The 21,403-nt window shown below is 63.6% G+C and carries 21 protein-coding genes and 1 tRNA gene; 11 read left to right on the top strand and 11 right to left on the bottom strand.

Translation table 11 applies throughout. The features are described 5' to 3' along the window. Window positions 1–32: 32 nt before the first annotated feature. Window positions 33–782, bottom strand: coding sequence for an SDR family oxidoreductase (locus S58_RS06905; RefSeq protein WP_015664543.1), 750 nt, complete (start codon window positions 780–782; stop codon window positions 33–35). A gap of 900 nt (window positions 783–1,682) precedes the next feature. Between S58_RS06905 and S58_RS06900 the strand changes: the two genes are divergently transcribed. From S58_RS06900 to S58_RS37310, 3 genes are all read left to right on the top strand, one after another. Continuing rightward, window positions 1,683–3,425 carry an SIR2 family protein gene (locus S58_RS06900; protein ID WP_144058259.1) on the top strand — a complete coding sequence of 581 codons (1,743 nt, stop codon included), beginning with the start codon at window positions 1,683–1,685 and terminating at the stop codon, window positions 3,423–3,425. Further along, window positions 3,422–4,840: an argonaute/piwi family protein gene (locus tag S58_RS06895; RefSeq protein WP_015664540.1), complete on the top strand. Its 1,419-nt coding sequence runs from the start codon at window positions 3,422–3,424 to the stop codon at window positions 4,838–4,840. The genes S58_RS06900 and S58_RS06895 overlap by 4 nt, the downstream gene beginning before the upstream one ends. A gap of 78 nt (window positions 4,841–4,918) precedes the next feature. Next, window positions 4,919–5,755: a DUF294 nucleotidyltransferase-like/CBS domain-containing protein gene (locus S58_RS37310; protein ID WP_015664539.1), complete on the top strand. Its 837-nt coding sequence runs from the start codon at window positions 4,919–4,921 to the stop codon at window positions 5,753–5,755. A 672-nt stretch (window positions 5,756–6,427) separates the two neighbouring features. Here S58_RS37310 and S58_RS06885 read toward each other — a convergent pair. Next, window positions 6,428–6,502 (bottom strand) — tRNA-Glu (locus S58_RS06885). Between the two features lie 425 nt (window positions 6,503–6,927). After that, window positions 6,928–7,266 (bottom strand): hypothetical protein, encoded by a 339-nt coding sequence (locus tag S58_RS06880; RefSeq protein WP_042340600.1) that lies wholly within the window; start codon window positions 7,264–7,266, stop codon window positions 6,928–6,930. Between the two features lie 31 nt (window positions 7,267–7,297). Between S58_RS06880 and S58_RS06875 the strand changes: the two genes are divergently transcribed. Both S58_RS06875 and rpoH read left to right on the top strand, forming a co-directional pair. Further along, entirely contained in the window at window positions 7,298–8,278 is a 981-nt protein-coding gene (locus S58_RS06875; protein ID WP_042338891.1) for an RluA family pseudouridine synthase, read from the top strand. Window positions 8,279–8,497: 219 nt separating this feature from the next. Continuing rightward, window positions 8,498–9,397, top strand: coding sequence for an RNA polymerase sigma factor RpoH (rpoH, locus tag S58_RS06870; protein ID WP_015664536.1), 900 nt, complete (start codon window positions 8,498–8,500; stop codon window positions 9,395–9,397). 77 nt (window positions 9,398–9,474) lie between these two features. Here rpoH and S58_RS06865 read toward each other — a convergent pair whose 3' ends face one another. The 4 genes from S58_RS06865 to S58_RS06850 form a co-directional block, all read right to left on the bottom strand. Beyond that, complete coding sequence (locus tag S58_RS06865) at window positions 9,475–10,107, bottom strand: peptidoglycan recognition protein family protein (RefSeq protein ID WP_015664535.1); 633 nt, start codon at window positions 10,105–10,107, stop codon at window positions 9,475–9,477. Window positions 10,108–10,129: 22 nt separating this feature from the next. Beyond that, window positions 10,130–11,359: a GGDEF domain-containing protein gene (locus S58_RS06860; protein WP_015664534.1), complete on the bottom strand. Its 1,230-nt coding sequence runs from the start codon at window positions 11,357–11,359 to the stop codon at window positions 10,130–10,132. Window positions 11,360–11,502: 143 nt separating this feature from the next. Further along, a complete protein-coding gene (locus tag S58_RS38370; protein ID WP_173424419.1) occupies window positions 11,503–11,847 on the bottom strand; it encodes a hypothetical protein in 345 nt (114 codons plus the stop codon). Window positions 11,848–11,969: 122 nt separating this feature from the next. Beyond that, window positions 11,970–12,374: a response regulator gene (locus S58_RS06850; protein WP_015664533.1), complete on the bottom strand. Its 405-nt coding sequence runs from the start codon at window positions 12,372–12,374 to the stop codon at window positions 11,970–11,972. A gap of 154 nt (window positions 12,375–12,528) precedes the next feature. On the opposite strand from S58_RS06850, the gene S58_RS06845 reads away from it, so the two are divergent. Then, on the top strand, window positions 12,529–13,368 hold the full coding sequence (locus tag S58_RS06845; protein ID WP_015664532.1) for an SDR family NAD(P)-dependent oxidoreductase: 840 nt from the start codon (window positions 12,529–12,531) through the stop codon (window positions 13,366–13,368). Between the two features lie 1,163 nt (window positions 13,369–14,531). On the opposite strand, the gene S58_RS06840 is transcribed toward S58_RS06845, so the two are convergent. Then, window positions 14,532–15,338 carry a lytic murein transglycosylase gene (locus tag S58_RS06840; protein WP_015664531.1) on the bottom strand — a complete coding sequence of 269 codons (807 nt, stop codon included), beginning with the start codon at window positions 15,336–15,338 and terminating at the stop codon, window positions 14,532–14,534. 275 nt (window positions 15,339–15,613) lie between these two features. Between S58_RS06840 and S58_RS06835 the strand changes: the two genes are divergently transcribed. The 3 genes from S58_RS06835 to S58_RS06825 all read left to right on the top strand — a co-directional run bounded on the left by S58_RS06835 (window position 15,614) and on the right by S58_RS06825 (window position 17,643). Next, a complete protein-coding gene (locus tag S58_RS06835) occupies window positions 15,614–16,558 on the top strand; it encodes an OmpA family protein (protein ID WP_015664530.1) in 945 nt (314 codons plus the stop codon). Between the two features lie 85 nt (window positions 16,559–16,643). Next, the gene (locus S58_RS06830; protein ID WP_015664529.1) at window positions 16,644–17,156 is read left to right on the top strand and encodes a hypothetical protein; all 513 of its coding nucleotides are present in this window, start codon (window positions 16,644–16,646) and stop codon (window positions 17,154–17,156) included. 157 nt (window positions 17,157–17,313) lie between these two features. Then, on the top strand, window positions 17,314–17,643 hold the full coding sequence (locus S58_RS06825) for a hypothetical protein (protein WP_015664528.1): 330 nt from the start codon (window positions 17,314–17,316) through the stop codon (window positions 17,641–17,643). A gap of 288 nt (window positions 17,644–17,931) precedes the next feature. Here S58_RS06825 and S58_RS06820 read toward each other — a convergent pair whose 3' ends face one another. Next, window positions 17,932–18,306 carry a thiol-disulfide oxidoreductase DCC family protein gene (locus tag S58_RS06820; RefSeq protein ID WP_042340599.1) on the bottom strand — a complete coding sequence of 125 codons (375 nt, stop codon included), beginning with the start codon at window positions 18,304–18,306 and terminating at the stop codon, window positions 17,932–17,934. Between the two features lie 219 nt (window positions 18,307–18,525). Here S58_RS06820 and S58_RS06815 point away from each other — a divergent pair, with 219 nt between their 5' ends. Beyond that, complete coding sequence (locus S58_RS06815) at window positions 18,526–18,762, top strand: hypothetical protein (RefSeq protein ID WP_015664526.1); 237 nt, start codon at window positions 18,526–18,528, stop codon at window positions 18,760–18,762. Between the two features lie 158 nt (window positions 18,763–18,920). Here S58_RS06815 and S58_RS06810 read toward each other — a convergent pair whose 3' ends face one another. Both S58_RS06810 and S58_RS38930 read right to left on the bottom strand, forming a co-directional pair. Further along, window positions 18,921–19,856, bottom strand: a complete 936-nt coding sequence (locus S58_RS06810) for a DUF817 domain-containing protein (RefSeq protein ID WP_015664525.1) — start codon at window positions 19,854–19,856, stop codon at window positions 18,921–18,923. Beyond that, entirely contained in the window at window positions 19,849–20,217 is a 369-nt protein-coding gene (locus S58_RS38930; RefSeq protein WP_277996609.1) for a DUF817 family protein, read from the bottom strand. Before S58_RS38930 ends, S58_RS06810 begins: the two co-directional genes overlap by 8 nt. A 146-nt stretch (window positions 20,218–20,363) precedes the next feature. On the opposite strand from S58_RS38930, the gene S58_RS37300 reads away from it, so the two are divergent. Next, on the top strand, window positions 20,364–21,311 hold the full coding sequence (locus tag S58_RS37300; RefSeq protein WP_144058258.1) for a hypothetical protein: 948 nt from the start codon (window positions 20,364–20,366) through the stop codon (window positions 21,309–21,311). Window positions 21,312–21,403 lie beyond the last annotated feature (92 nt).

The raw sequence follows: 21,403 nt of genomic DNA, 5'->3' as shown, positions 1-21,403 counted from the left end.
GCTGCGGCGACCTCGAACCTCGCGAGGCACGATCAGACCTGGGCCGCGCCGCCGTCGACGAACAGTTCGGCACCGTTGACGAAGGAGCTGTTGTCGGACGCGAGAAACAGGACCGCCTCCGCGATCTCGATCGGCCGCCCGACACGTCCGACCGGCGCCACATCGCTGTGCCCCTTCAGGAACTCGGCCATCTGGTCGTCCGTCATGCCGAATTTGTCGTAGGCCGGCGTCGGCACCGTGCCGGGGCTCACGACATTGACGCGGATCTTGCGATCTCTCAGATCGACGCTCCAGCCGCGGGCGAACGACCTGATCGCGGCCTTGGACGCGGCATAGACGCTGAATGCAGGAATGCCCTTGATGGCGGCGATCGACGCGTTCAGCACGATCGAGGCCCCCTCGCCCATCAGCGGCAGCGCCTTCTGCACCGTGAACAGGGTCCCGCGGACGTTGACGCCGAACGTCTTGTCGAAGTGGTCCTCCGTGATCGACCCGAGCGGCGCGAACTCGCCGAGACCGGCATTCGCGAACAGCACATCCAGCCGCCCCTTGGTGCGCTCGATCTCGTCGAACAGACGATCGAGATCCTCGGGGTTCGCGATGTCGCCTCGGATTCCCTTCGCGCCCGGCCCGATCGCGGCGACGGCCGTCTCGAGTTCGGCCGGCCGTCTCCCCGAAATGAAGACGAACGCGCCTTCCTCCGCAAACAGCTTCGCGGTCGCCAATCCGATGCCGCTGGTTCCGCCAGTAACGAGCGCGATCTTCCCTGACAATCGGTCCATGTGGTCCCCTCGAGCGGTGTGCTGCCGCAGGCGGCCCCTGCGATGCAGGGGATGACGCTAGGGGACCAGGTCCGAAACGGATTGGATCTTTCTGGGAATTTTGTCTCGATTATCCGATGTCCGTGTCATTCGACGCGGACGAGGTTGTAGGAGCAGGCATCTGGGCTTGGCCTCTCCGACTTGGGGCGTGTCCACCTCTAGATGGCTGTGTCCACATCCGATGACGATCACATGTCGGTCGGATGTGGGCGGTCCGGTGGGTTGATCAGAGGACGTAACCAGTGGGGGGCCATTGGGTTACTCACGACCAGAACGACCTGGTCGGAGTGTTCCTCGCGGCCAGGACGTCATGCCGGAACGAGAGTGTGAGCCTCTCGATCGCGGCTGCGGCGGAACGGGGCAATGCCCATCATCGACGAATTGCGCGACTCGACAGCGCTGTCGAGACGAAAATTAACCGCAGCGTCACCGTAATTCCAGTTGGTGGAGGGCAAATGCCGAAAGCGCAAGCTCATGCGCCACGGCAGGCTCGCGTGGTCCTGTGTTCGCCTCAGATGACAGGGGACAAGCACTAACCAGAACTATATTGTGGTGGCGATAGGGATGGTCCTAGACCTGCCGACGCTCGACAGCCAAAATGCACTTTTTTGTGCGCAATGCGCGCGTGCCATCGGAAGTCGCCCCCGACCAACTGAGCGGCAAAAGGGTTAAATTCACTCCGGCAGTATCCGTCCGCCGAACCATGGCAGACAAGTCTGCGAGTTAAGTGTACTATCACCGCAAATTGCTAAATGACGTAGGAATCCAGCTTAAGCGCTGCCTCTGGGGATTGCGACGATAACCCGGACAGCCAAGCGAGGCCCAGTGGCATCTGCCAGCGAGCGAAACTACAATGCTCGCGTGACAATCGATTCGATCTACCCCACCGTGGCTACGGACGATTTTGCACGCCGCTACTCCCAGCGCGGCGGAAACCTCATGTGGCTGCTCGGAGCCGGCGCCTCGGCAGCTGCCGGCATTCCAACGGCGTGGGACATGATCTGGGAATTCAAGCAGCAACTCTATGTCAGCCAGCGACGGGTCTCCCCGAAGCACGTCGCCGACCTTGCCAACCCGGCCGTCCGACGCGAACTGCAAACGTTCATCGACGGCATTGGCAGCCTGCCCGCCCTCGGTTCGCCTGCCGAATATGCGGCGCTCTTCGAATCCGCCTATCCGAGCGAGGCGGACCGTCGGACATACATCGCCTCGAAGATCAGCGGCGCGAAGCCCTCCTATGGGCACGTTGCATTGGCGACGCTGATGAAAGGTGTGCGTTGCCGTCTGGTCTGGACGACCAATTTCGACCCTCTGGTCGCAGACGGTTGCGCGAAGGTCTATGGCGGCACCGGTCAGTTGACTACGGTGGCGATTGAGACTGGGAGTCTTGGGCGAGACGCTATCGATGAGGGACGCTGGCCCGTCGAGGTCAAGCTTCACGGCGACTTCCGGTCGCGCCGGCTCAAGAACACGGGGGACGAACTCCGCGAACAGGACGCGAAACTCAGGGCCCTGCTGATCGATAGTTGCAGCCGGTGGGGCCTCGTCGTAGCTGGTTACAGCGGTCGTGATGAGTCCGTGATGGACACACTCGAAGCAGCACTCGAACGCGATGGCTGTTTTCCCGCCGGCCTCTTTTGGCTACATCGCGGCGAGGACACGCCCTTGCCACGCGTCCAACAGCTTCTTGCTGCCGCCGCGAGTAAGGAGATCGATGGCGGTCTCGTGCCGATCGAGAATTTCGACGAGACGTTGCGGGATCTTGTGCGGCTCGTGGTGGACCTGGATACGACGGTGCTTGACGAGATCGCATCCGAACGGAGAGTTTGGTCCCCCGCCCCGCACCCGACCGGAAATCGGGGCTATCCGGTCGTCCGGCTCAACGCGCTCGAACTAACAGGGACGCCGACGGTTTGCCGTCGCGTCGTCTGCGACGCTGGCGGCGTCAAGGACGTCAAGTCAGCCATCGAAGCGTCGGGCCTGCCCGTTATAGGCACCCGTTCGAAAGCGGGCGTGCTGGCGTTTGGCGCCGACGCTGACGTCAGAGCCGTCCTCTCTGCATATGAGATCAAGAGCTTCGACCTGCATCCGATCGAAGCCCGTCGGCTGCGCTACGACAGCCACGAGCGCGGACTGCTTCGCGAAGCGTTAACCCAAGCTCTCATCCGCGAACATCGGATGACGGCCGTCCGTCGCAGAAGCGCCGACCTACTAGCCCCGGCGTCTGCCGAGGACGAAAAGTGGACGCCGCTGAAAAAGCTGATCGGAAGCCTCGGCGGAAGGGTGCCGAAGCAACTCGAATTGAGATGGCAGGAAGGCTTGGGAATCAGGCTGGATTGGGCGGACGAGCGGCTTTGGCTGTTGCTTGAACCGCGCACCGTGTTCGAAGGCCTCACGGAGGCAAACAGGGCTGCCGCCACCGATTTCGCGCGTGAACGGACCGTGAGACGTTACAACCCTGCACTCAATGCCCTGCTCGAATTCTGGTCGACGCTGTTCGCGTCCCCGCAGCGCGACCTCCCGGCGCTCGGGATCACCGCAGGTGTGGACGCCGCCTTCAGGCTGGGGGACGTCACCGCCTTCTCGGGGAGAGCCCGCCCATGACGAGCGAGATATCGCCTCACCTATTCTTTCCCGAAGCCAGACTTGCATTCCACCCCGACCGCGCGTCGGACGTGGATCTCCATCCTTTGCGCGGGCTACTGCGGTTCGGACCCTATTCATCGGGTCTCGTTCCCGATCCCATCCGGATCGCGACGATCGCACCGGCGCGGCAGGGAAACGAGCTCTACGGCTTCATGAAGGAACTGGCGTCCCAATACAAGCCGACGGAGCGCAAGGACTACCTGCCTCCTTGGCCCAGTTTCCGCAAAGCGTTCAATCTCGACATGCGTGGGGCGGTTAAGGATTGCCATATCGAGTTGGACGACCGGCTAGAGGGCGAGATGAAGGACTCGGCCGCGCCACATGTCGTGCTGGCGGACCGCTTGCTTCGCGCGATCCGATCACTGGAAGCTCGCCGCGACGCGTTCGACATAGTCTTCATCTACATTCCACAAAGCTGGGCGGTCGGGTTTAAGGGTACGGACGGCGACGATTTCGACCTTCATGATCATCTAAAGGCCGCCACTGCAGCGCGGCGTATTCCGATCCAGCTTGTGCGCGAAGACCGCGCGCTCGCCTACCCGGACCGTGCGAGTGTCATGTGGCGGATCGGCCTTGCGATCTACGCAAAGGCGGGCGGCGTTCCTTGGAAACTTGCGGATTCGGATCCGGAGACCGCCTTCATCGGCCTATCCTATGCGCTGCGCCCGACTGATTCGGACGGGCCGCGCTTCGTAACCTGCTGTAGCCAAGTGTTCGATGCGGAGGGAGCTGGTCTGGAATTTGTCGCCTACGACGCCCATGAAATCGATGTGCAGCGGGACAATCCGTTCATGTCCCGGACGGAGATGTTCCGCGTGATGGGACGATCTCTGGACCTGTACCGACGACGGCACTCAGGTCGCTCGCCTCGCAGAGTGGCGGTGCACAAGTCGACGGAGTTCAAGAAGGAGGAGATCGAAGGCTGCATGGAAGCGCTGCATCTGTGCGAAGCCGTCGACCTCGTGCAGGTCGTGGAGGACATCGGCTGGCGGGGTGTCCGCATCGATCGCGACCGGCAGAGCGGTAAAGGCAAGCCGACGGGTTATCCGGTCGAGCGCGGTACCGTGATCCCGCTTGGAGACCGAGAGTGCTTGCTCTGGATGCACGGCGACGTGAAAGGAATTGCGGAGCGCTCGTACTACCAAGGGGGTCGCAGCACGCCTCGTCCAATCCGGTTGGTCCGCCATGCGGGCCATGGCCCTTGGGACGAAACCGCCCGCTCGGCTCTCGCGCTCGCGAAGATGGATTGGAACAACGACGCGTTGTACGACATGCTGCCGGTGACGATGGCCTACGCCAAAACGCTGGCCCGCGTCGTCAAACGGATGGACGGACTAGGCTCCGCCTCCTACCAATTCCGTTTCTTCATGTAGCGGTCGAGGTCCGCACGCTTCAGGCGACGATGCGCAGTCAGCAGCTCACTCGATTTAAACTAGGCAAGGAGACCATCCGTGGCAGCAAACTGGGCTCGCCCGGCATTTGCGGGCGTGGACGACATATTCAAGACCCTGCATTACGGTCTCACAGTGAAACTTGTCTCTACACCGCGACACGAGCTGAAAACCTGCAAATGGAGCGAGCTAGCCTCTGACGTCCTTGACTCAAATCCGGACGACTTCGATTTCATTCCGGTGTTGAACGACGCCGATGACGAGCCGCGGCTCGTCGGCCTATTTCATGCGGCGGATATTCGAAAGAGAGGCATTGCGGATGGACCGGTGTCCTCCTTCTACGTACCGCTGACGGAGGAGTACTTGATCGGCGCTGACGCGAGCATTCTGGACTTCGTCGTTCAGGCTGATAGTCGTCCTTGCAGGCTCGTCGTGTCAGGCGACCAAATTGTGGGCCTTGTGACGCTATCAGATCTGCAGCGATTGCCAGTCCGAGTGGCGCTGTTTGCGCTAATCACAGGATTTGAAATGATCATGACCGACTTGATTAGGACGACCTTACCCCATGAACCGGCTTGGATGGCGATGCTCAAGCCAACGAGGCTCACCAAGATTCAGCAGGAAATCTTGATAGCTCGGGAAAAGGACGCATACGTAGATGCGCTTCTCTTCACGCAATTTTCCGACAAAGCCGAGATCATGAAACGACTTAAACCCCTTGCTGTGAATGGCCCCGCGTTAGCGCGAAATCTGAGGCATTTTGAAAGCCTGAGAAACAAGGTTGCACATGCTAACGAATATGCTTCATCCCCGGATCAAGCAAAGCACGTGTGCAAGGTTGTTCGCGAACTCTTGAGCATGCGGTGCGAGATTCGAGAACGGCTCAACGAAACTTAACTCAATTTGCCATCGCGAAATACGGTGGGCTACGGTGGCAGTCCACCTAACTCGATCGTAGCGCACCAAAGAAAAGCACTCATTTCGTGTTGGCCTACGCCTCGACGTCAGCCTTCTCCACACCACCCATACGCAAACTGCCTGTCGTGCCAGTTTGCCGCATTCCGTCGGGCAACTCCGGTCTTGTGCCGTCGGGCAAATCAGATCGATGCTTCCCGCCGTCTCGCGCTCACTGGAGGGGCGTTTCGCGATCGTCACGGACCGTGGAGCGGGGGATGCGGTGGCCGCCTGGGGTCGCAGTGCGCGTTTCGCGTGCGGACGAACGAACCCTGGGCGGACGGTCAAGACGTGTGGTCCCGACACCCCGACGCTGGTGTCTTGGTCGGCGACGATGCCGATGACGGGGGCAAGCAAGCCCGGTCCCCTGGGAGAGCACGGAGCAGCCGTAAAACCCATCGCGCAGGGAAGGCCGGATGTTCGGCCAATCCTGTGGTGACTGCCGCCTGCTTTCTTTGTTGCAGGCGGGCCATGGGTGCGGCCTGCACCCGGCCTTCCCTGCGCCCTTCTCTCTGAAGGGTGCCCCGACCAGCAAAGCTCGGACGCGCAAACGCGCCGCGAGGCTGATGAGCCGCGCTTACAGGTCAAAGATAGAGGGTTGAGCGCCGGGAAGAATGGCGCTCCCTAGGGGAATCGAACCCCTGTTTCAGCCTTGAGAGGGCCGCGTCCTAACCGCTAGACGAAGGGAGCGTGAGGTGAACCGCATAGCCTCGAAATCGGCGCGCCGCAAGACGGGGGATGGGAGTTTTTTGGGGGTGGTGAAGGAGAGAGTCCCCGTGGGGACCCCCACCCCCGACCCCTCCCAGCAAGGGGGAGGGGGCGGACTGCCCGGGTGGTGAGGAGAGTGGCCATTCGGACATTGATGGGAGGGAAGCAGACTGCCACGACGGCGGTGGGCCCCCTCTCCCGCTTGCGGGGGAGGGCTGGGGTGGGGGCAGCCGCGGCGGCGGTGCGAGAGTTCCCCCACCCGCATCGCATCTTCGATGCGATGCGACCTCCCCCGCAAGCGGGGGAGGCGCTGACTGCCCGAGGTGGGGGAGATGGGCCAAAGCCAGAAGAGAGATGCCCAAGGCGGGAGAGAAGGGTTGAAATGGCCGGGCCAAATCGCCCTGCCCTTACGGCTCCACGGCGAAGCGGAGGCGGCCGGTGGGTTTGAGGGTTTTGGCGTCGAAGGTGCGGATTTCGGTGGCGCCCCCCACATCCAAGGTCACCGCCAAGCGGTCGCCGGCGGTGCCGGTGGCGACGATGCGGGCGCCCTTCGGCAGCATGGCGGTGAGGTCCGGACCCGAAGCTGTGCTTCCATCGCCGCGGAAAAGGCGATAGCCGATGGCGACCAGAAGCACTGCGATCGCGACCGAGGTGGTCACGCCCGCGATCATCATCATGCGCCGCAGCCGCGCCATCAGCTGGGCCTGCTCGGGCGAGGACGGCTCGGGCGCAACGGTAGAGTTCATGGACATCTCGACTTCACAATCCCACGGTCTGATGACGGTCATCGTCGCCGGCGACGAAGGCTCGCCGCGGCTCGATCGCGTGCTGGCGGCGAAGCTGCCGGAGCTGTCGCGGTCCCGGCTGAAGGCGCTGATCCTGGCCGGACAGGTGTCGCTCCGCGCGGGCGCGGTGCGGGACCCCGCTTATCACGTCACAGCCGGCGACACGATCACAATCGACGTGCCGGAGGCTGTCCCGGCCGAGCCCGCCGCCGAGGCGATCCCGCTCACAATCGTCTACGAAGACGACGACATCATCGTCATCGACAAGCCCTCAGGCCTCGTGGTGCACCCGGCCGCCGGGCACGAGAGCGGCACGCTCGTGAACGCGCTGATCGCGCATTGCGGCGCCAGTCTTTCGGGGATCGGCGGGGTCAAGCGGCCGGGCATCGTGCACCGGCTGGACAAGGACACCACGGGACTGATGGTGGTCGCCAAGAACGACCACGCCCACGCCTCGCTGAGCGCGCAGTTCGCCGACCACGGCCGCACCGGCGCGATGGAGCGCGGCTATCTCGCCTTCGCCTGGGGCCTGCCGCATCGGCCGCATGGCACCATCAATGCCCCGATCGACAGGCACCCGCATGCGCGCGACAAGATGGCGGTGCGTCCCAAGGGGCGCGAGGCCATCACCCATTACGAGGTGCAGGAGAGTTTTACCGGCCGCGACGGCAAGCCGGTGGCGGCGCTGATCGCCTGCCATCTCGAAACTGGGCGCACCCACCAGATCCGGGTGCATCTTGCCCATCTCGGCCACCCGCTGATGGGCGATTCGGTCTACGGCCCGCATTTCAAGACCAAGGCGAACCAGCTGGCGCCGGGGGCGCGCGCGGCGCTCGAATCGTTGGGGCGGCAGGCCCTGCATGCCTATCTGCTGGTGATCGAGCACCCCCGGACCGGGGACATAATGCGCTGGGAATCGGAGCTTCCGGAGGATCTTTCTCTTTTGGGGGAGGCGCTTCGAGCGGCGCTATGACGCAGGCCGTTCAGAAAAACGCAAGTATGTCAAAATCTTAATGCGCTCACACGGGGTCGTGACCCCCGGAATCCTTCCACGGGAGGCGAATTTTGGTGTATGTTGCGCCTGCGTCGAATGGTCGACGCATGGAACGTCGCAAACCGGTTGGCTTTAACCAAGCGACCGCTTTGCCTGGCCCGCCGCTATCGGGGGCCTGAACCAACTGGAGGGCGCTCGATGGCCCGTACAGCTACACTCCCGGTTCTCAACGGAGAATCCGGACTTGCTCGCTACCTCTCCGAGATCCGCAAGTTCCCGATGCTGGAACCGCAGGAGGAGTACATGCTCGCCAAGCGTTGGCGTGAGCATGACGACAGCGACGCAGCACATAAACTCGTGACCAGCCATCTCAGGCTCGTGGCCAAGATCGCCATGGGCTATCGCGGCTACGGCCTGCCGATATCCGAAGTCGTATCGGAAGGCAATGTCGGCCTGATGCAGGCTGTGAAGAGGTTCGAGCCCGAGAAGGGCTTTCGCCTCGCCACCTACGCCATGTGGTGGATCAAGGCGTCGATACAAGAGTACATTCTGAGATCGTGGTCGCTCGTGAAGATGGGCACGACCGCGAACCAGAAGAAGCTGTTCTTCAACCTGCGCAAGGCCAAGAGCAAGATCTCTGCGCTGGACGAAGGCGATCTGCATCCGGATCAGGTGCAGCTGATCGCGAAGCGCCTCGGCGTGACCGCTCAGGACGTGGTCGACATGAACCGCCGCCTCGGCGGCGACGCCTCGCTGAACGCGCCGATCCGCGACGACGGCGAAGCGGGCGAATGGCAGGACTGGCTGGTCGATAATACGCCCAACCAGGAAGCCATCATGGCCGAGCACGAGGAGTATGACCACCGCCGGCAGGCGCTGAACGGCGCGATCGGCGTGTTGAATGCGCGCGAGCGCCGCATCTTCGAGGCGCGGCGCCTGGCCGACGAGCCGATGACGCTCGAGGATCTTGCTGCCGAGTTCGGCGTGTCGCGCGAGCGCGTGCGCCAGATCGAGGTGCGCGCCTTCGAGAAGGTGCAGTCGGCCGTCAAGGGCGCCATCGCCCAGCAGGAGGCGGCGGCGCTGGAGGCCGCGCACTAAGCGCGCGCGGCTTCGCTCGAAGGTGGTTTTTGGATGCGATCGGAGCCGGCGGAGACGCCGGCTTCTTGTTAGGTGAGTCAGTCGGCGGCGCGGGCGAGCTCGGCCAGCGCACAGCCCTCGCAATAGCGGGCATCCTTGTAGTCGATCCAGTTGTGCGCATAGATCCGCTCCCGCGCGATACCATAGCGCAACCGGAGCAGCTTCGAGAGCACGCGCCATGCGGCGACCTGGGCAACGGTGGCGGGTGTGCCGACGTCGGGATAGTTGCCGGCGAACTCCACGCCGATGGAATTGTCGCGCACCACCTTGCGATAGGTGGGACCGTTATCGATATAGCGGTTGTCGTTGCGATTGGCGCCGTCGCCATGCAGCGTGACCAGGGTTTCCGGCACCGCCCAATACACCGTGCCGTCGGTCTCGACCCACAGAGTGACGCCGCGCCGTTTCGGGTTTTTGGCCTGCGCCAGCGCGCCGGAGCGCGCCGACCCGGCAGGCCCTTCGGTCTGGTGAACAATGATGTTGGTCCAGGGATGGGCGTTGGCGGGATCGCCCCAGGGCGCGAGCCAGACCATCTTCAAGCCCGGGATATCCGGCGTGCCGGATGAGCGGGCGACCGTGGCGAGATCGAGATCCTCGGCCGAGACCGGCAGAGGCGGAATGAGAACAAGCAGCGCGAGCGCTGCGCGAATGGAGAGCAGGGTCGGCCTCATGGCGAGGGGACGATAGCACCGCTTATTCGGCTGCGGCATCCTGCCGAGGCGCGGCGATCGCCTCGAGCTGATCGGGCGCCAGCGACGGCGCGTCGTGCTCGGCCTGATGGACGGCATAGCCGTTCTTGCCGTGCTTCTTGGCGGCATAGAGCGCCTGGTCGGCCCGCGCCATCAGCCGGTCCGGGAATGCAGCGACGTCCCGGGTCCATTCGGCGACGCCGATCGAGACCTCGATCGGAACCTCGGTGCCGGCGCAGGCTTCGGCATCGTCACGGCAGACCTGCAGAATGCGCCGCGCAATCATCGCGCCCTCGCGCAAGGACGACGCCGGCAGCACGATGCAGAACTCGTCGCCGCCGGTGCGCGCGAGCAGGTCGCCCGGCCTGAGCCGTGTCTGCGCCATCAGGGTGAAATGCTGCAGGCAGGCATCGCCCGCCGCATGCCCATGATTGTCATTGATCAGCTTGAAGCCGTCGAGGTCGATCACCAGCAGCGCGAACGGCTGCTGCGAGCGCTCCGCCCGCGCGCATTCCTCAGTGAGGCGCTGCATCAGATGGCGGCGGTTGGCGACGCCGGTCAGATCGTCCAGCAGCGCGAGATCGGCGACCTCGTTGCGCAACCGGTCCACCGCCATCAGCAGGAAGCCGAAATTGAGCGACATCGACAGAAAGATCAGCAGCAGCACCGCGGCCGCCTGGCCGTCGGTGGAATGACTGAAGTTGAAATCGAGGCCAATGAAGCTCCCCGCCGCCCGCACCGCGAACACCGCGATGATCAGCACCGACAACAGGCCGGCGAGCCGCGCGCCCGGGTTGATCGGCCCGCGCCTCGGATCCAGCACCAGCCGCGCGATGACCGCCATCGGAACCGCCTGCCCCAGCGAGTAGCAGAGGATGCGCAGCGAACTGCTGTCGTAGACGTAGAGGAAGAACGCGATGGAGGTGCAAGTCAGGCCGACCACGGCGAAGCTCAGCCGCCACGACGCCTTCTGCCCATAGAACCGCTCCACGCCCATCGCGGCGAGGCAGATCGCTGCGGTCATCAGCGAGGCGGCGGCCAAGAGCGGCAGGAGCGAGCCGAAATAGAACCGCGCCAACGCGAACATCGCGGCCGGCGCGCACATGAATGCGGACGCCGTCCAGAAGCGCGCGGAATCCAGATTGGGATAGCTGCGCATCACGTAGGCCCAGATCAGGCCCAGCGCCAGGAAGTTGACCACGAAGGCGGTCCAGAGCGTCGGGACGTTCAGCATCCCGACCACAGGACGTGACGAGTCCTGTTCCCGATATTCAGCAACGCCGCGCTCATGACCTTCCCTGTGGTTGGCCACAACATGAGCGCGGCGCACTTAACGCTTCCTCAATTGAGCCACCAAGATTGCGCCTTGGTTTTGAATCAATGAAGACACGATTTGCCAGACGTTAACCCTGTTCTCGCGGCATGTGCGAACGCTGCACGCCGCGGCTCGCCGCAGCGAGCTGTGGATAAGCGGATGTCGCCCGGTGACAGGGTGAGGCAGAGCTTCGCGAATCTGCTGGGATCAATTCCCGAGGCTGATGCATAGCTGGCCTGCGCCAGCCAAGCCTCGAAGTCGCGTTGCAATCCATCAACTCCTGACGAGGATTCCATGGCGAAGAAAGCGAAGAAGGCCGCGAAGGCGACCAAGAAAGCGGCGAAGAAGACCAAGAAGGCTGCCAAGAAGAAGTAGTTGCACTCCCCGGGTGGGAGCGCGGCTTCCACCCGGCCTCTTCTCGCGCTTCACCATCCTCCCGCTGCATCCCCGACCCCTGGCTAAAATTCGTCTTTGCAGACGTGGGATGGCTGCCCCTGCTCCGTCAAGTCGAACCGGTCCTGGCGGACCGTCACTCCCCAAGCCACCTCTGGCCGTCAGGCGCGCGTTCCAGCGTCACCTCGGCCTCGCGCAGCACGTCGAGCGGCGCCCACGGCTTGCTCCAGAACTTCGCATTCCCCGGCAATGGCTGCGACAGCGGTCGTCCCGACGTCACCACGATGTTGATATGCGGATGACGCGCCCGCGCGATGTGCGCGAGCTCGACGCCGCTCATCCGGCCGGCGAGATTGACGTCGGTCATCAGCAGCATGATGCGGTTGCCGGGCTTGTTGAGCACGAGCTCCGCCGCCTCCGCGCTCTCGCACGCGATCACGTCGTACTCGCTCTCCTCGAGCAGCAGCGCGATCATCTCGCGCTGGGTCGGATCGTCCTCGACGATCAGCGCCGTTGCGCGAAAGGGGTGCGACTGTCCCATGCTTGACCTCCAGAAAGTGTGCCATCGCAAAAGTAATGTGAGTTAAAAGCCCAACGGCCGGATGGTTCGGTTCCAATGCGAAAAACTCGCAGAAATTCCACCTGCAATTGGAACGAGCGCACGGAACCGGCAGATCAGCGGGGAGGATGCGGGGATGACGGCTCTCAATGGGGCGGCTGCCGCCGTCACGGGCGCAGCGAGCGGCATTGGTCGCGCACTGGCGTTGGAACTTGCCGCACGCGGCTGTGATCTGGCGCTGGCGGATCGCGACGAGGGCGGCCTTGCCAGCCTTGCGAGCGAGCTTGCCGGGCATCATCGCAAGGTGACCACGCACCGGCTCGACGTCAGCGACCCCGCCGCGATCGCGCAATTCGCCGACGCCGCGACCGCCGCGCATCCCAACCTCAACATCGTCATCAACAATGCCGGCGTGGCGCTGTTCGGCAGCTTCGATGAGATCGACCAGGCCGAGATGGAGTGGCTGTTCAATATCAACTTCTGGGGCGTCGTGCACGGCACGCGCGCGTTCCTGCCGCATCTGGCGCGGAAGCCGGAGGCGCATGTCGTCAACCTGTCCTCGATCTTCGGCATCATCGCGCCGCCCGGCCAGTCGGCCTATGCCGCGGCCAAGTTCGCGGTGCGCGGCTTTTCCGAGAGCCTGCGTCACGAGCTTGCCGCCACCAACAGCCCGGTCAGGCTGTCCGTCGTGCATCCCGGCGGCGTCGCCACCGCGATCGCGCGCAACGCCCGCGCCGGGACCGGCATGACCGACAATGCGCGCCGCGTGCAGTCGATCGAGCGCTTCGAGCGGCTCGCCAGGACCAGCCCGCGCGACGCGGCGCTGCGGATCATCGCCGGCATCGAGCGCAACGAGCCGCGCATCCTGATCGGCGGCGACGCGCGCTTCATGGATCTGCTGCAGCGGTTCATGCCGGGCACCTATTGGAAGGTGATGGCGAAGCGGCTGGAGAAGGCGGCTGCGCAGGACAGGTGAGCCGGCGCCTCTGTGCCGCTGTCGCTCCTTGCGCAGAAGTCCGAACGGAATGCCCACCCTGCCCTGGAGGGGAGGGTCGATCGCATGCGAAGCGGGCGAGCGGGGTGGGGTGAAGCCGCGGACGATGGTGCATGTGGAGACATCACCCCACCCCGCCTCACGTCTCGCTTCGCTCGTCGTGAGGCGACCCTCCCCCTCCAGGGGAGGGTGGAGCCAGGCATCTGCAAGCTCGTGTCAAGCAGCCGCTCGTCGCCACGACGAGAATGTCGTTGATCGTTCTCGCGGCGCGTGATGCGTCCGAGTCTTGCCAATTCGTCGCCCTCATCAGATGGAGGGCGCAGGGAGAGCCAGGCCTCGGCTGAGGCCTGCGGCCCGCGTGCGAAAGAAAGTGCACGCGGCGGTTACCACAGGTTCAGCCGGACAGACCCGGCCCTCCCTGCGCAATGGTTTGACGCCTTATACGTGGTCTCCCTGGTGCGCCGGGCTTGTTGGCCACCATCCCCACGCGAAGCAGAGCTTCGTCGTGAGTTGACACCAGCGTCGGGGTGTCGGGACGCCACGATTTCGGCGTGCGCATCGATCCGTTCGTCGGCGCGGACAAGCCACGCTGCAGACCTCTACGCCCATCGCATCCCAGGCCCGCGCCTCGTGACGATCGCGAAACGCCCCTCCGGCGGGCCGGGACGAGCGGAAATGTGCTTCTGATTTGCCCGACGGCGCAAGCGCTGATCCTGCGACAAACTAACACGACGGGCAGTTTGCGCATGCGAGCTATGCGCCCCCGCCCTCTGCCGTCATTCCGGGGCGCGCGTAGCGCGAGCCCGGAATCCATAGCCACGGATGTGAGTGTGGCGCGAGCTGGAGCAACAGCCGTGTCTCACCGCGTCCGCCTGTGGTTATGGATTCCGGGCTCGCGCCCCGTTGGGCGCGCCCCGGAATGACAGCGTGGGTGTGGCGCGTGCTGGAGCTACACCTAATGAGTGCTGGAGCTACACCCCAAGCTGTCATCGCCCGGCTTGACCGGGCGATCCAGTAGTCACCGGCAGAGGTTAATAAGCCGAGGCGGCACGGCGTACTGGATGCCCGCCGGAGCCTGTCATCGGGCTCGCCGAAGGCGAGACCCGGTGGCGGGCATGACAGCCCACATGAGGCTATGACTCGGCCTACCGCCCCATCAGCTGGTCGGCGAAATAGCCGATGGTCTTGCGATAGATCACGGCTCTGTTCCACTCGCGCATCGCATCGAAGTTGGCCGAGCCCTCCTCGTAGGACGCGCCCATCTTGAAGCCGTTGGTGTGGAGCAGGTTGGCGGTCGAGGCCAGCACGTCGGCGGTGGAGTGGCGCAGGTCGACGCGGCCGTCGCCGTCGAAATCGACGCCGTATTTGATGTAGGACGACGGCAGGAACTGGGTCTGCCCGATCTCGCCGGCGAAGGCGCCGATCAGGTCGCGCAAGGTGAGATCGCCGCGCTCGACGATCTTGAGCGCCGCCATCAGCTCGGTCTGGAACAGCTCCGTGCGGCGGCAGTCATGCGCCAGCGTGGCGAGGGTGCGGATCACCGGCAGCTTGCCCATGTCGCCCTTGCCGAAATCGGTCTCGAGCCCCCAGATCGCGACCAGGATCTGGCGTGGCACGCCATATTGCTGCTCGATGCGCGACAGCAGCGCCGCGTGCCGCTGCAGCATGGCGCGGCCGCCATTGATGCGGCCGGGGCCGACGCGGGTCGCGACATACTGCTCAAAACTCTTGTTGAAGGTGTAGCGCTGGCGGCGGTCGAAGGAGAGCACGGCCGGATCGAGCGTCACGCCCGACAGCGCCTGGCTGACCACCGCGCCCGAGACGCCGGCGCTCTGCGCCTCCGCGGAGAAGCTCGCGATGAAGGTATTGAAATCGCCGCCGCAGCGCGCGGCCAGGGCGGGAGAGGCAAACGACAGAATCGCAACAGCTACGAGGGATCGAAAAGCCAGCATGAGAAGAAAGGTCCCTGCATGAGAGCGTGATGAGGACAGGCGGTGCCGAGCCTCGCCACAATGCCCGATTTGGCGGCGGCAGGCCAGCCAGCGGGCGGACCATCGACCGCGATCGACCTGCGTCCGGCCGCCAGCTTCTTTGAACGGGCAGCGGCCTCGTCGTTACTAAAGCGAGGCGCCCCTGTTTCGTCGTCGCGTTCTTTCCGCTGATCCAAACATGCCTTCCGACCCTCGCAAGCCTCGGCCCGCCATTTTCCCAAGAGGTCACCATGACTATGACGTTCCGGCTCGGCGCACTGGCGCAGCTCACCCTGATCGCGGCCCTGATCTGTCACACCGTTTCGCCTGCGACCGCACAGCCCGGCGATGTCGCGGGTGCAAGAGACTTCCCCGGCATCGGCCGTTTCGCCGGCAGCGTGATCACCGGCTATGTCGCCAAGGATTTCGACGCCATGCGGCTGCAGGCGGCGCCGTTCAAGGATGGCAAGGCCACCGACGAACGGCGCCTGGAGGGCCGCATCACACGGATTGCGTATCGCACCATGCCCGGTCCCTCGATCCTCGAAGTATCACGCAATTTCGAGAACCAGCTCGCCAAGGCCGGCTTCGAGACGCTGCTCGCCTGCGACACCGACGCCTGCGGCGCCATTCCCTTCACCGAGGCGATCGACGTGCTGCCGGTGCCGCAGATGTGGGTGGACGGTTTCGACTATCGCTATTTTGCCGGCCGCAAGGCGGCTGATGGCCGCGAGATCTATGCCAGCGTGCTGGTCAGCCAGAACAACCAACAGATCACTGCGCAGCTCACCATCGCCGAGCTCGGCGCGATGCAGAACAAGATGGTCAGCGCCGCCGAGATGGCGAAGGGCCTCGGCGACAAGGGCCACATCGCGCTCTATGGCATCTATTTCGACACCGACAAGGCGACCATGAAGCCGGAGAGCCGGCCGACGCTGGAGCAGATCGCCCAGTTGCTCGCCGGCCAGCCGCAGCTCAATGTCTTCATCGTCGGCCATACCGACAGCCAGGGCAGCTATGACTACAATCTCGATCTGTCGCGGCGGCGGGCCGAGGCGGTCGCCGCGGAGCTGGCGAGGAGCTACCGTATTGCGCCAGCGCGGCTGCGCAGCGCGGGCGTGGGCCTGCTCGCTCCGGTCGGCAGCAATGCCACCGATGTCGGCCGCGCCCTGAACCGCCGCGTCGAACTGGTGGCGCCCTGAGGCAGCTGCGCCTTCGCGGCCGCTTGATCCTCGTCAAGACAGTGCCATCGTCGTTTTCTAAGCTGCGGCAAAAGGAGATGACGCCATGATCGGGATTACCCTGTCCACCGACCAGATCCTCTCGGCGCCACCCGAGGTGCGGCGCTGGATCGAGCATCAGGTGCTGTCGGGTCTCGGGCTCGGCCCGGAGGCGCCACCGGTCCCCACCCTCCCGGTCCAGGGCGCGCATCTCGTCGCCTGCACGACCGAGGATGCCGCGAAGATCCTGGCACAGATCCAGGGCGTGCTGCCGGCGGTCAACGTGTTGTTCGAGTTCGGCCGTCCCGGCATCGCGCTGGGCCAGCCGCCGGTGATGATGTTCCGCCTGATCGACATCCTGCATCACACGAGGCTGCAGAACGTCGGTCAGGTGATGGCGTCGCTGGAGATGATCAACAAGGCGCTGATCGAGGCGAGACACGATCCCTCGGCGCGCTTCTGCGGCTTCGACAATGAAGGCCACTGCCTGATCGCACCGGAGACGCAGCGCGCGATCGCCGGCGTGTGGCAGACCGTGATCGCCAAGCAGCATGGTGTCGCCGAGGGCGAGGCGGCGTGACGTCATTGGCGTGCAGCCTGCCTGGCGCGCCATTGTCCCGAAACGGCGCGCCAGGATGGCGCTTCAGCCATGTCCCTGGCGGGCGGCTTACGGCCTTGAGCCCATCGCGACCGGTGCTACCATATCAAGGTCGTTCACGATCCGCGGGAGATCGCCGATGCCGCCAGGCCAGCGACGACGCAGACTGCTTCAGACTCCCCTCTTCCGGTTGCTCGCGATCAACCTCGCGCTCGGCCTCGGCATGGCTGTGGTGCTGGTCGGCGGGCTGCTGGCGCTCGACCCTTACGGCCTGCGTCACCTGATCTTCTCCGATCACTCGCCCGGCGTCGCCATCGGCCTGCTGCTGGGATCGTTCTTCGTCACCTTCGGCTCGACCGCGATGGGCACCGCCATCATGGCGCTCGGCCGCGGCGATGATGACGACGAGCCACGCGGCGGCACAAGGGTGCATGCGCGGGTGAAGGTGCGACGTAGTTTGACGCGATAGCTCGCCACGCAGACGGTGAACTCCCCTCCTCCTTGCGGGGAGCGGTTGGGGGTGGGGGTCCACGGGCGCTGACCTCAGTGAGATGCGCCTCGCCATTCCAGATGTTCGCAGGTCCGTCCGAAGGCGCTGACGACAGTCAGCGTGTCCGTAAGGCTCAGCCGAGATCAGTGCTCATCAGACAGAGCGGAATTCGTGGACCCCCACCCCCGACCCCTCCCCGCAAAAGGGGGAGGGGAGCTCACCGATCGCGCGGTGAGATGGTTGCACTCCAGTCGCGAGCTCCGCTCCTCACCAATGCCCCTTGCGCTTATTCCAGGCGAACAGCACGTCGGCAAAGCGGTCGTAGCCGAACCGCGTCAGCGGCCGCACCAGGCGGTTGCCGAACAGGGTGGCGAGCCAGCCCTCGCCGGGTGTCAGCGCCCACAGCAGCAGCGCGACGTCGGCGCCGGTAATCAATTGCCCCTCCTCGTCGGTCGCGTGCAGGCGGCGGCGGACGGCGTCGACATCGGCGCCGAAGGCGCTCAGCGCCTCAGGCTCTTCATTGATGTCCTTGAACGCGACCCGGCCCGACCTGACCAGCGCCAGCAGCTTGTTGCGCTGCCAGTCGATGCCGGCGTCGCAGACCGGGCAGCGCGTGTTGTACCAGACGGTGAGTTGGGGCATCGACATGTCTGACATTCGTCGCGGGTTCGGGGCCGCGATGAAGGCACCTTCATCCGGCAAAATCGAGGAGTTTCGGAAGCCCGCGGCCGACCCGCGATTCGTGCCCCGGCGACCGTCCCGATTCCGCGAAAACCATATGACGAAAAAGTCAAATTCGGGCAGCGGATAAGCATTTTCTGGCATTGACCGGGTGCGCCCTGCCGCCGTAAAGCGCCTTCCATGGCGAAAAAACCCGGCACCAATCCCAAAGGCGAATTCGCCTTCTTCAACGTCACCTATGAGGACGGCTCGCAGCGCTCCAACCGCCGCGTTCCGGCCGAGCTGCTCGGCGGCCTCGACGGCGACGAGCCGGCCCGCGGGTTCATCATGGAGCAGGACCGCGAGATCGCCGAAAAATCCGGCCGCCCGCCGCTGGCGATCAAGTCGCTCGACCGGGTCGGCGCGAAGAAGAAGTAGCTCAGTCGCGCCGCCGTAGGGTGGGCAAAGCGTCCGCCGCCCGGCGGCCGCGTGCCCACCATCAGGTGATTACCGCGAGACTCGGTGGGCACGGCGCGTTCGATACCGTCCGCATCTCGACACCGCGCCCGCGCCTTTGCCCACCCTACGGCAGCGCGCTATGCGGCTTGCTTCTGTCGCTCCGGCAATAGCGTGTTTTCCCTGGTGCCCATCACCCTCGGCCGGTTGATCAGACTGACCAGCGTGTAGCTGATGATCAGCAGCAGGAACCACGAGCCGAGCTTGGCCGGCGACACCATGGCCCAGCCATGGGCCTGCGCCGGATAGAGCCAGACCCGCGTGAAGGTGCCGATGTTCTCCGACAGCCAGATGAACAGCGACACCAGGACCAGCCCGAGCAGCAGCGGCATCGACCGGTGCACGCGCCAGACCTTGAAGTGGACCGTCGCCGGCGCAAACAGCAGCGCGGCGCAGCCGAACAGCACGAGCCTGAGATCGAGGCCGTAATGGTCGGTGAAGAAGTTGAGATAGATCGCAGCGCTTAAAGCCATCAGCCAGCGCCGCGACGGATGGAAGTTGAAGCGGAAATCGAACAGCCGCCAGACCCGGCAGAGATAGCTGCCGATGCAGGAATACATGAAGCCGGAGAACAGCGGCACGCCGCCAAGCCGGATCAGGCTGGGCTCGGGATAGATCCACGAGCCGGTCGCGGTCTTGAACAACTCCATCGCCGTGCCGACGAGATGGTAGATCAAGATGATCTTCGCCTCCTCCCAGGTCTCCAGGCGCGCAGCGAGCAGCGCGGCCTGGACGCCGAGCATGCAGAGAAAGAGAAAGTCGTAGCGCGCGAGCGGCGCGTTCGCCGGATAGAACCGCCACGTCAGCAGCATCAGCGCCACCGCGATGCCGCCGAACAGGCAGGCCCAAGCCTGCTTCACGCCGAAGCGGAGGAATTCGTAGAGGAAGGCGGTCCAGGGCGTTTGCGCTGCGCGCGCGGCCAGACGCGCCTCGGCCGCAATGAAGGGGCGCAGCGGCGCCCAGATCGCGGCGGCGCTGTCCTGCGCCGCGGCTGATGAAAACTCGTCGTCATGCATGGGAGTTGGCGTCCGGTGAGACGCCGATTCCTAGCAGTCGATCGCCCAACGCCGCCTGCGCAAAGTTCGGCCTCTTGCGGCCAGGACACGGACATTTGCGGACAGAACGTCTTGTCGGCCAACCCTCGACACCTCGACGCCGCCGTTCGGCGCGAGAGAGATTAGTGCAGTCCAGCACTGTCACCGTAACATCGAAGTGGACAGTCGCCGGCGCGAACAGCAGCGCGGCCCAACCGAACAGCACGAACCGCAGATCGAGCCCATAGTGGTCGGTGAAGAAGTTGAGATAGATCGCCGCGCTCAAGCTAATCAGCCAGCGCCGTGACGGGTGGCCGGTGAAGCGGAAGTCGAAAACAACGATACTCGGCAGAAATCGCGATCACCGCAGCGCGCCGAGCATACTCACGGTTCGTTACAGCACATACGCGCCACCCTTGCTGAATAAGAGCCTTTTTGCAAACAATGTGATTGATAACAGATTCGACGCTTGGCTATTTCGGATTAGTCATGCCTAAACCTATAATCTTCTCAGCCAGAATTAGAGGAGCCGAGCGCCTTCTGCTTTCTGTGCAGGAACGAGCCTCAGGTGACCTTACGCTTATTGTTAAGCACTCGCTATTTCACAACCAAGTAGAAGGATCCAAATCGACCGACATAGACAAGGTGATCGAAGAACGATTTTCAGTTCATCAAAGCCTTGAAAGCTCTCAGGTTAACGTCATAAAATATACGAAAGTGATGAAGGACGGCCGGCGCGAAACTACCAGGAACTATACTGAGGCTTTGAAAGTCCTCAACCAGTTCGCAGGTGTTTTTATACGTCGCGCGGGCGACATGTCTCATGATCGATACAAAATCCGATCGTCCCAAAATGTAGTATCGCTTGGGAAATATGATCCTGAGCACTTTCAACCAGTATTCTATGTTTTGGTCGGTCGAGCCGATAGAGCTTTTGGCGTCAGATTTCCCGAGGGCAAGAACGTTGTTCAGGTAAGATTTAGAAACTTTTCGTTGACGGTAATCTGGCAGTTCCTTGCTTTCACGGGTCAAACTTCGACTCGGTCATTAATTCCCAAAACATTCACTGAAGACGAAATATCGGCAGCTCCTGAACAGGAGCGACCGGCGATGCGAAAGATGAAGGACGGGTTTGACGAAAGCGGTGCGATCGATGCTTTTGACCATCTCAAACGCGATCTGGCTCTGTCTCTGCTAAAAACATCTTGGAACCTTCTCTCAAATGACGAAAAGAGAGAATTTGGACCCATGACGCTGGCGCTTCAAGAATTTGACAGCTACGTCAAAAATGGTCGCTCATTTTCGACAGCACACCGGGCACTACTTGCGACCCTCGGTGCCGTCGCTGATTTTCACCGAGCTAATTTAAACGGTCAGATACCAGAAATTCATTGGATACCTGCCTGCCCTCAGGGTCCCAATCTTCCGCCGGATTGAAAAATCCGTACAACCTTTACTGAACACGCGAGTTGCAATCGCGAAGAAGCGGCCCTTTCGGCCCGCTCCTTCGTGTCAATCGATTGCCGGGT

The sequence above is a fragment of the Bradyrhizobium oligotrophicum S58 genome, assembly GCF_000344805.1.
GTDB lineage: Bacteria > Pseudomonadota > Alphaproteobacteria > Rhizobiales > Xanthobacteraceae > Bradyrhizobium > Bradyrhizobium oligotrophicum.
The sequence above is the reverse complement of the archived record's forward strand: the minus strand, read 5'-3'. Positions and strand labels throughout refer to the sequence as shown.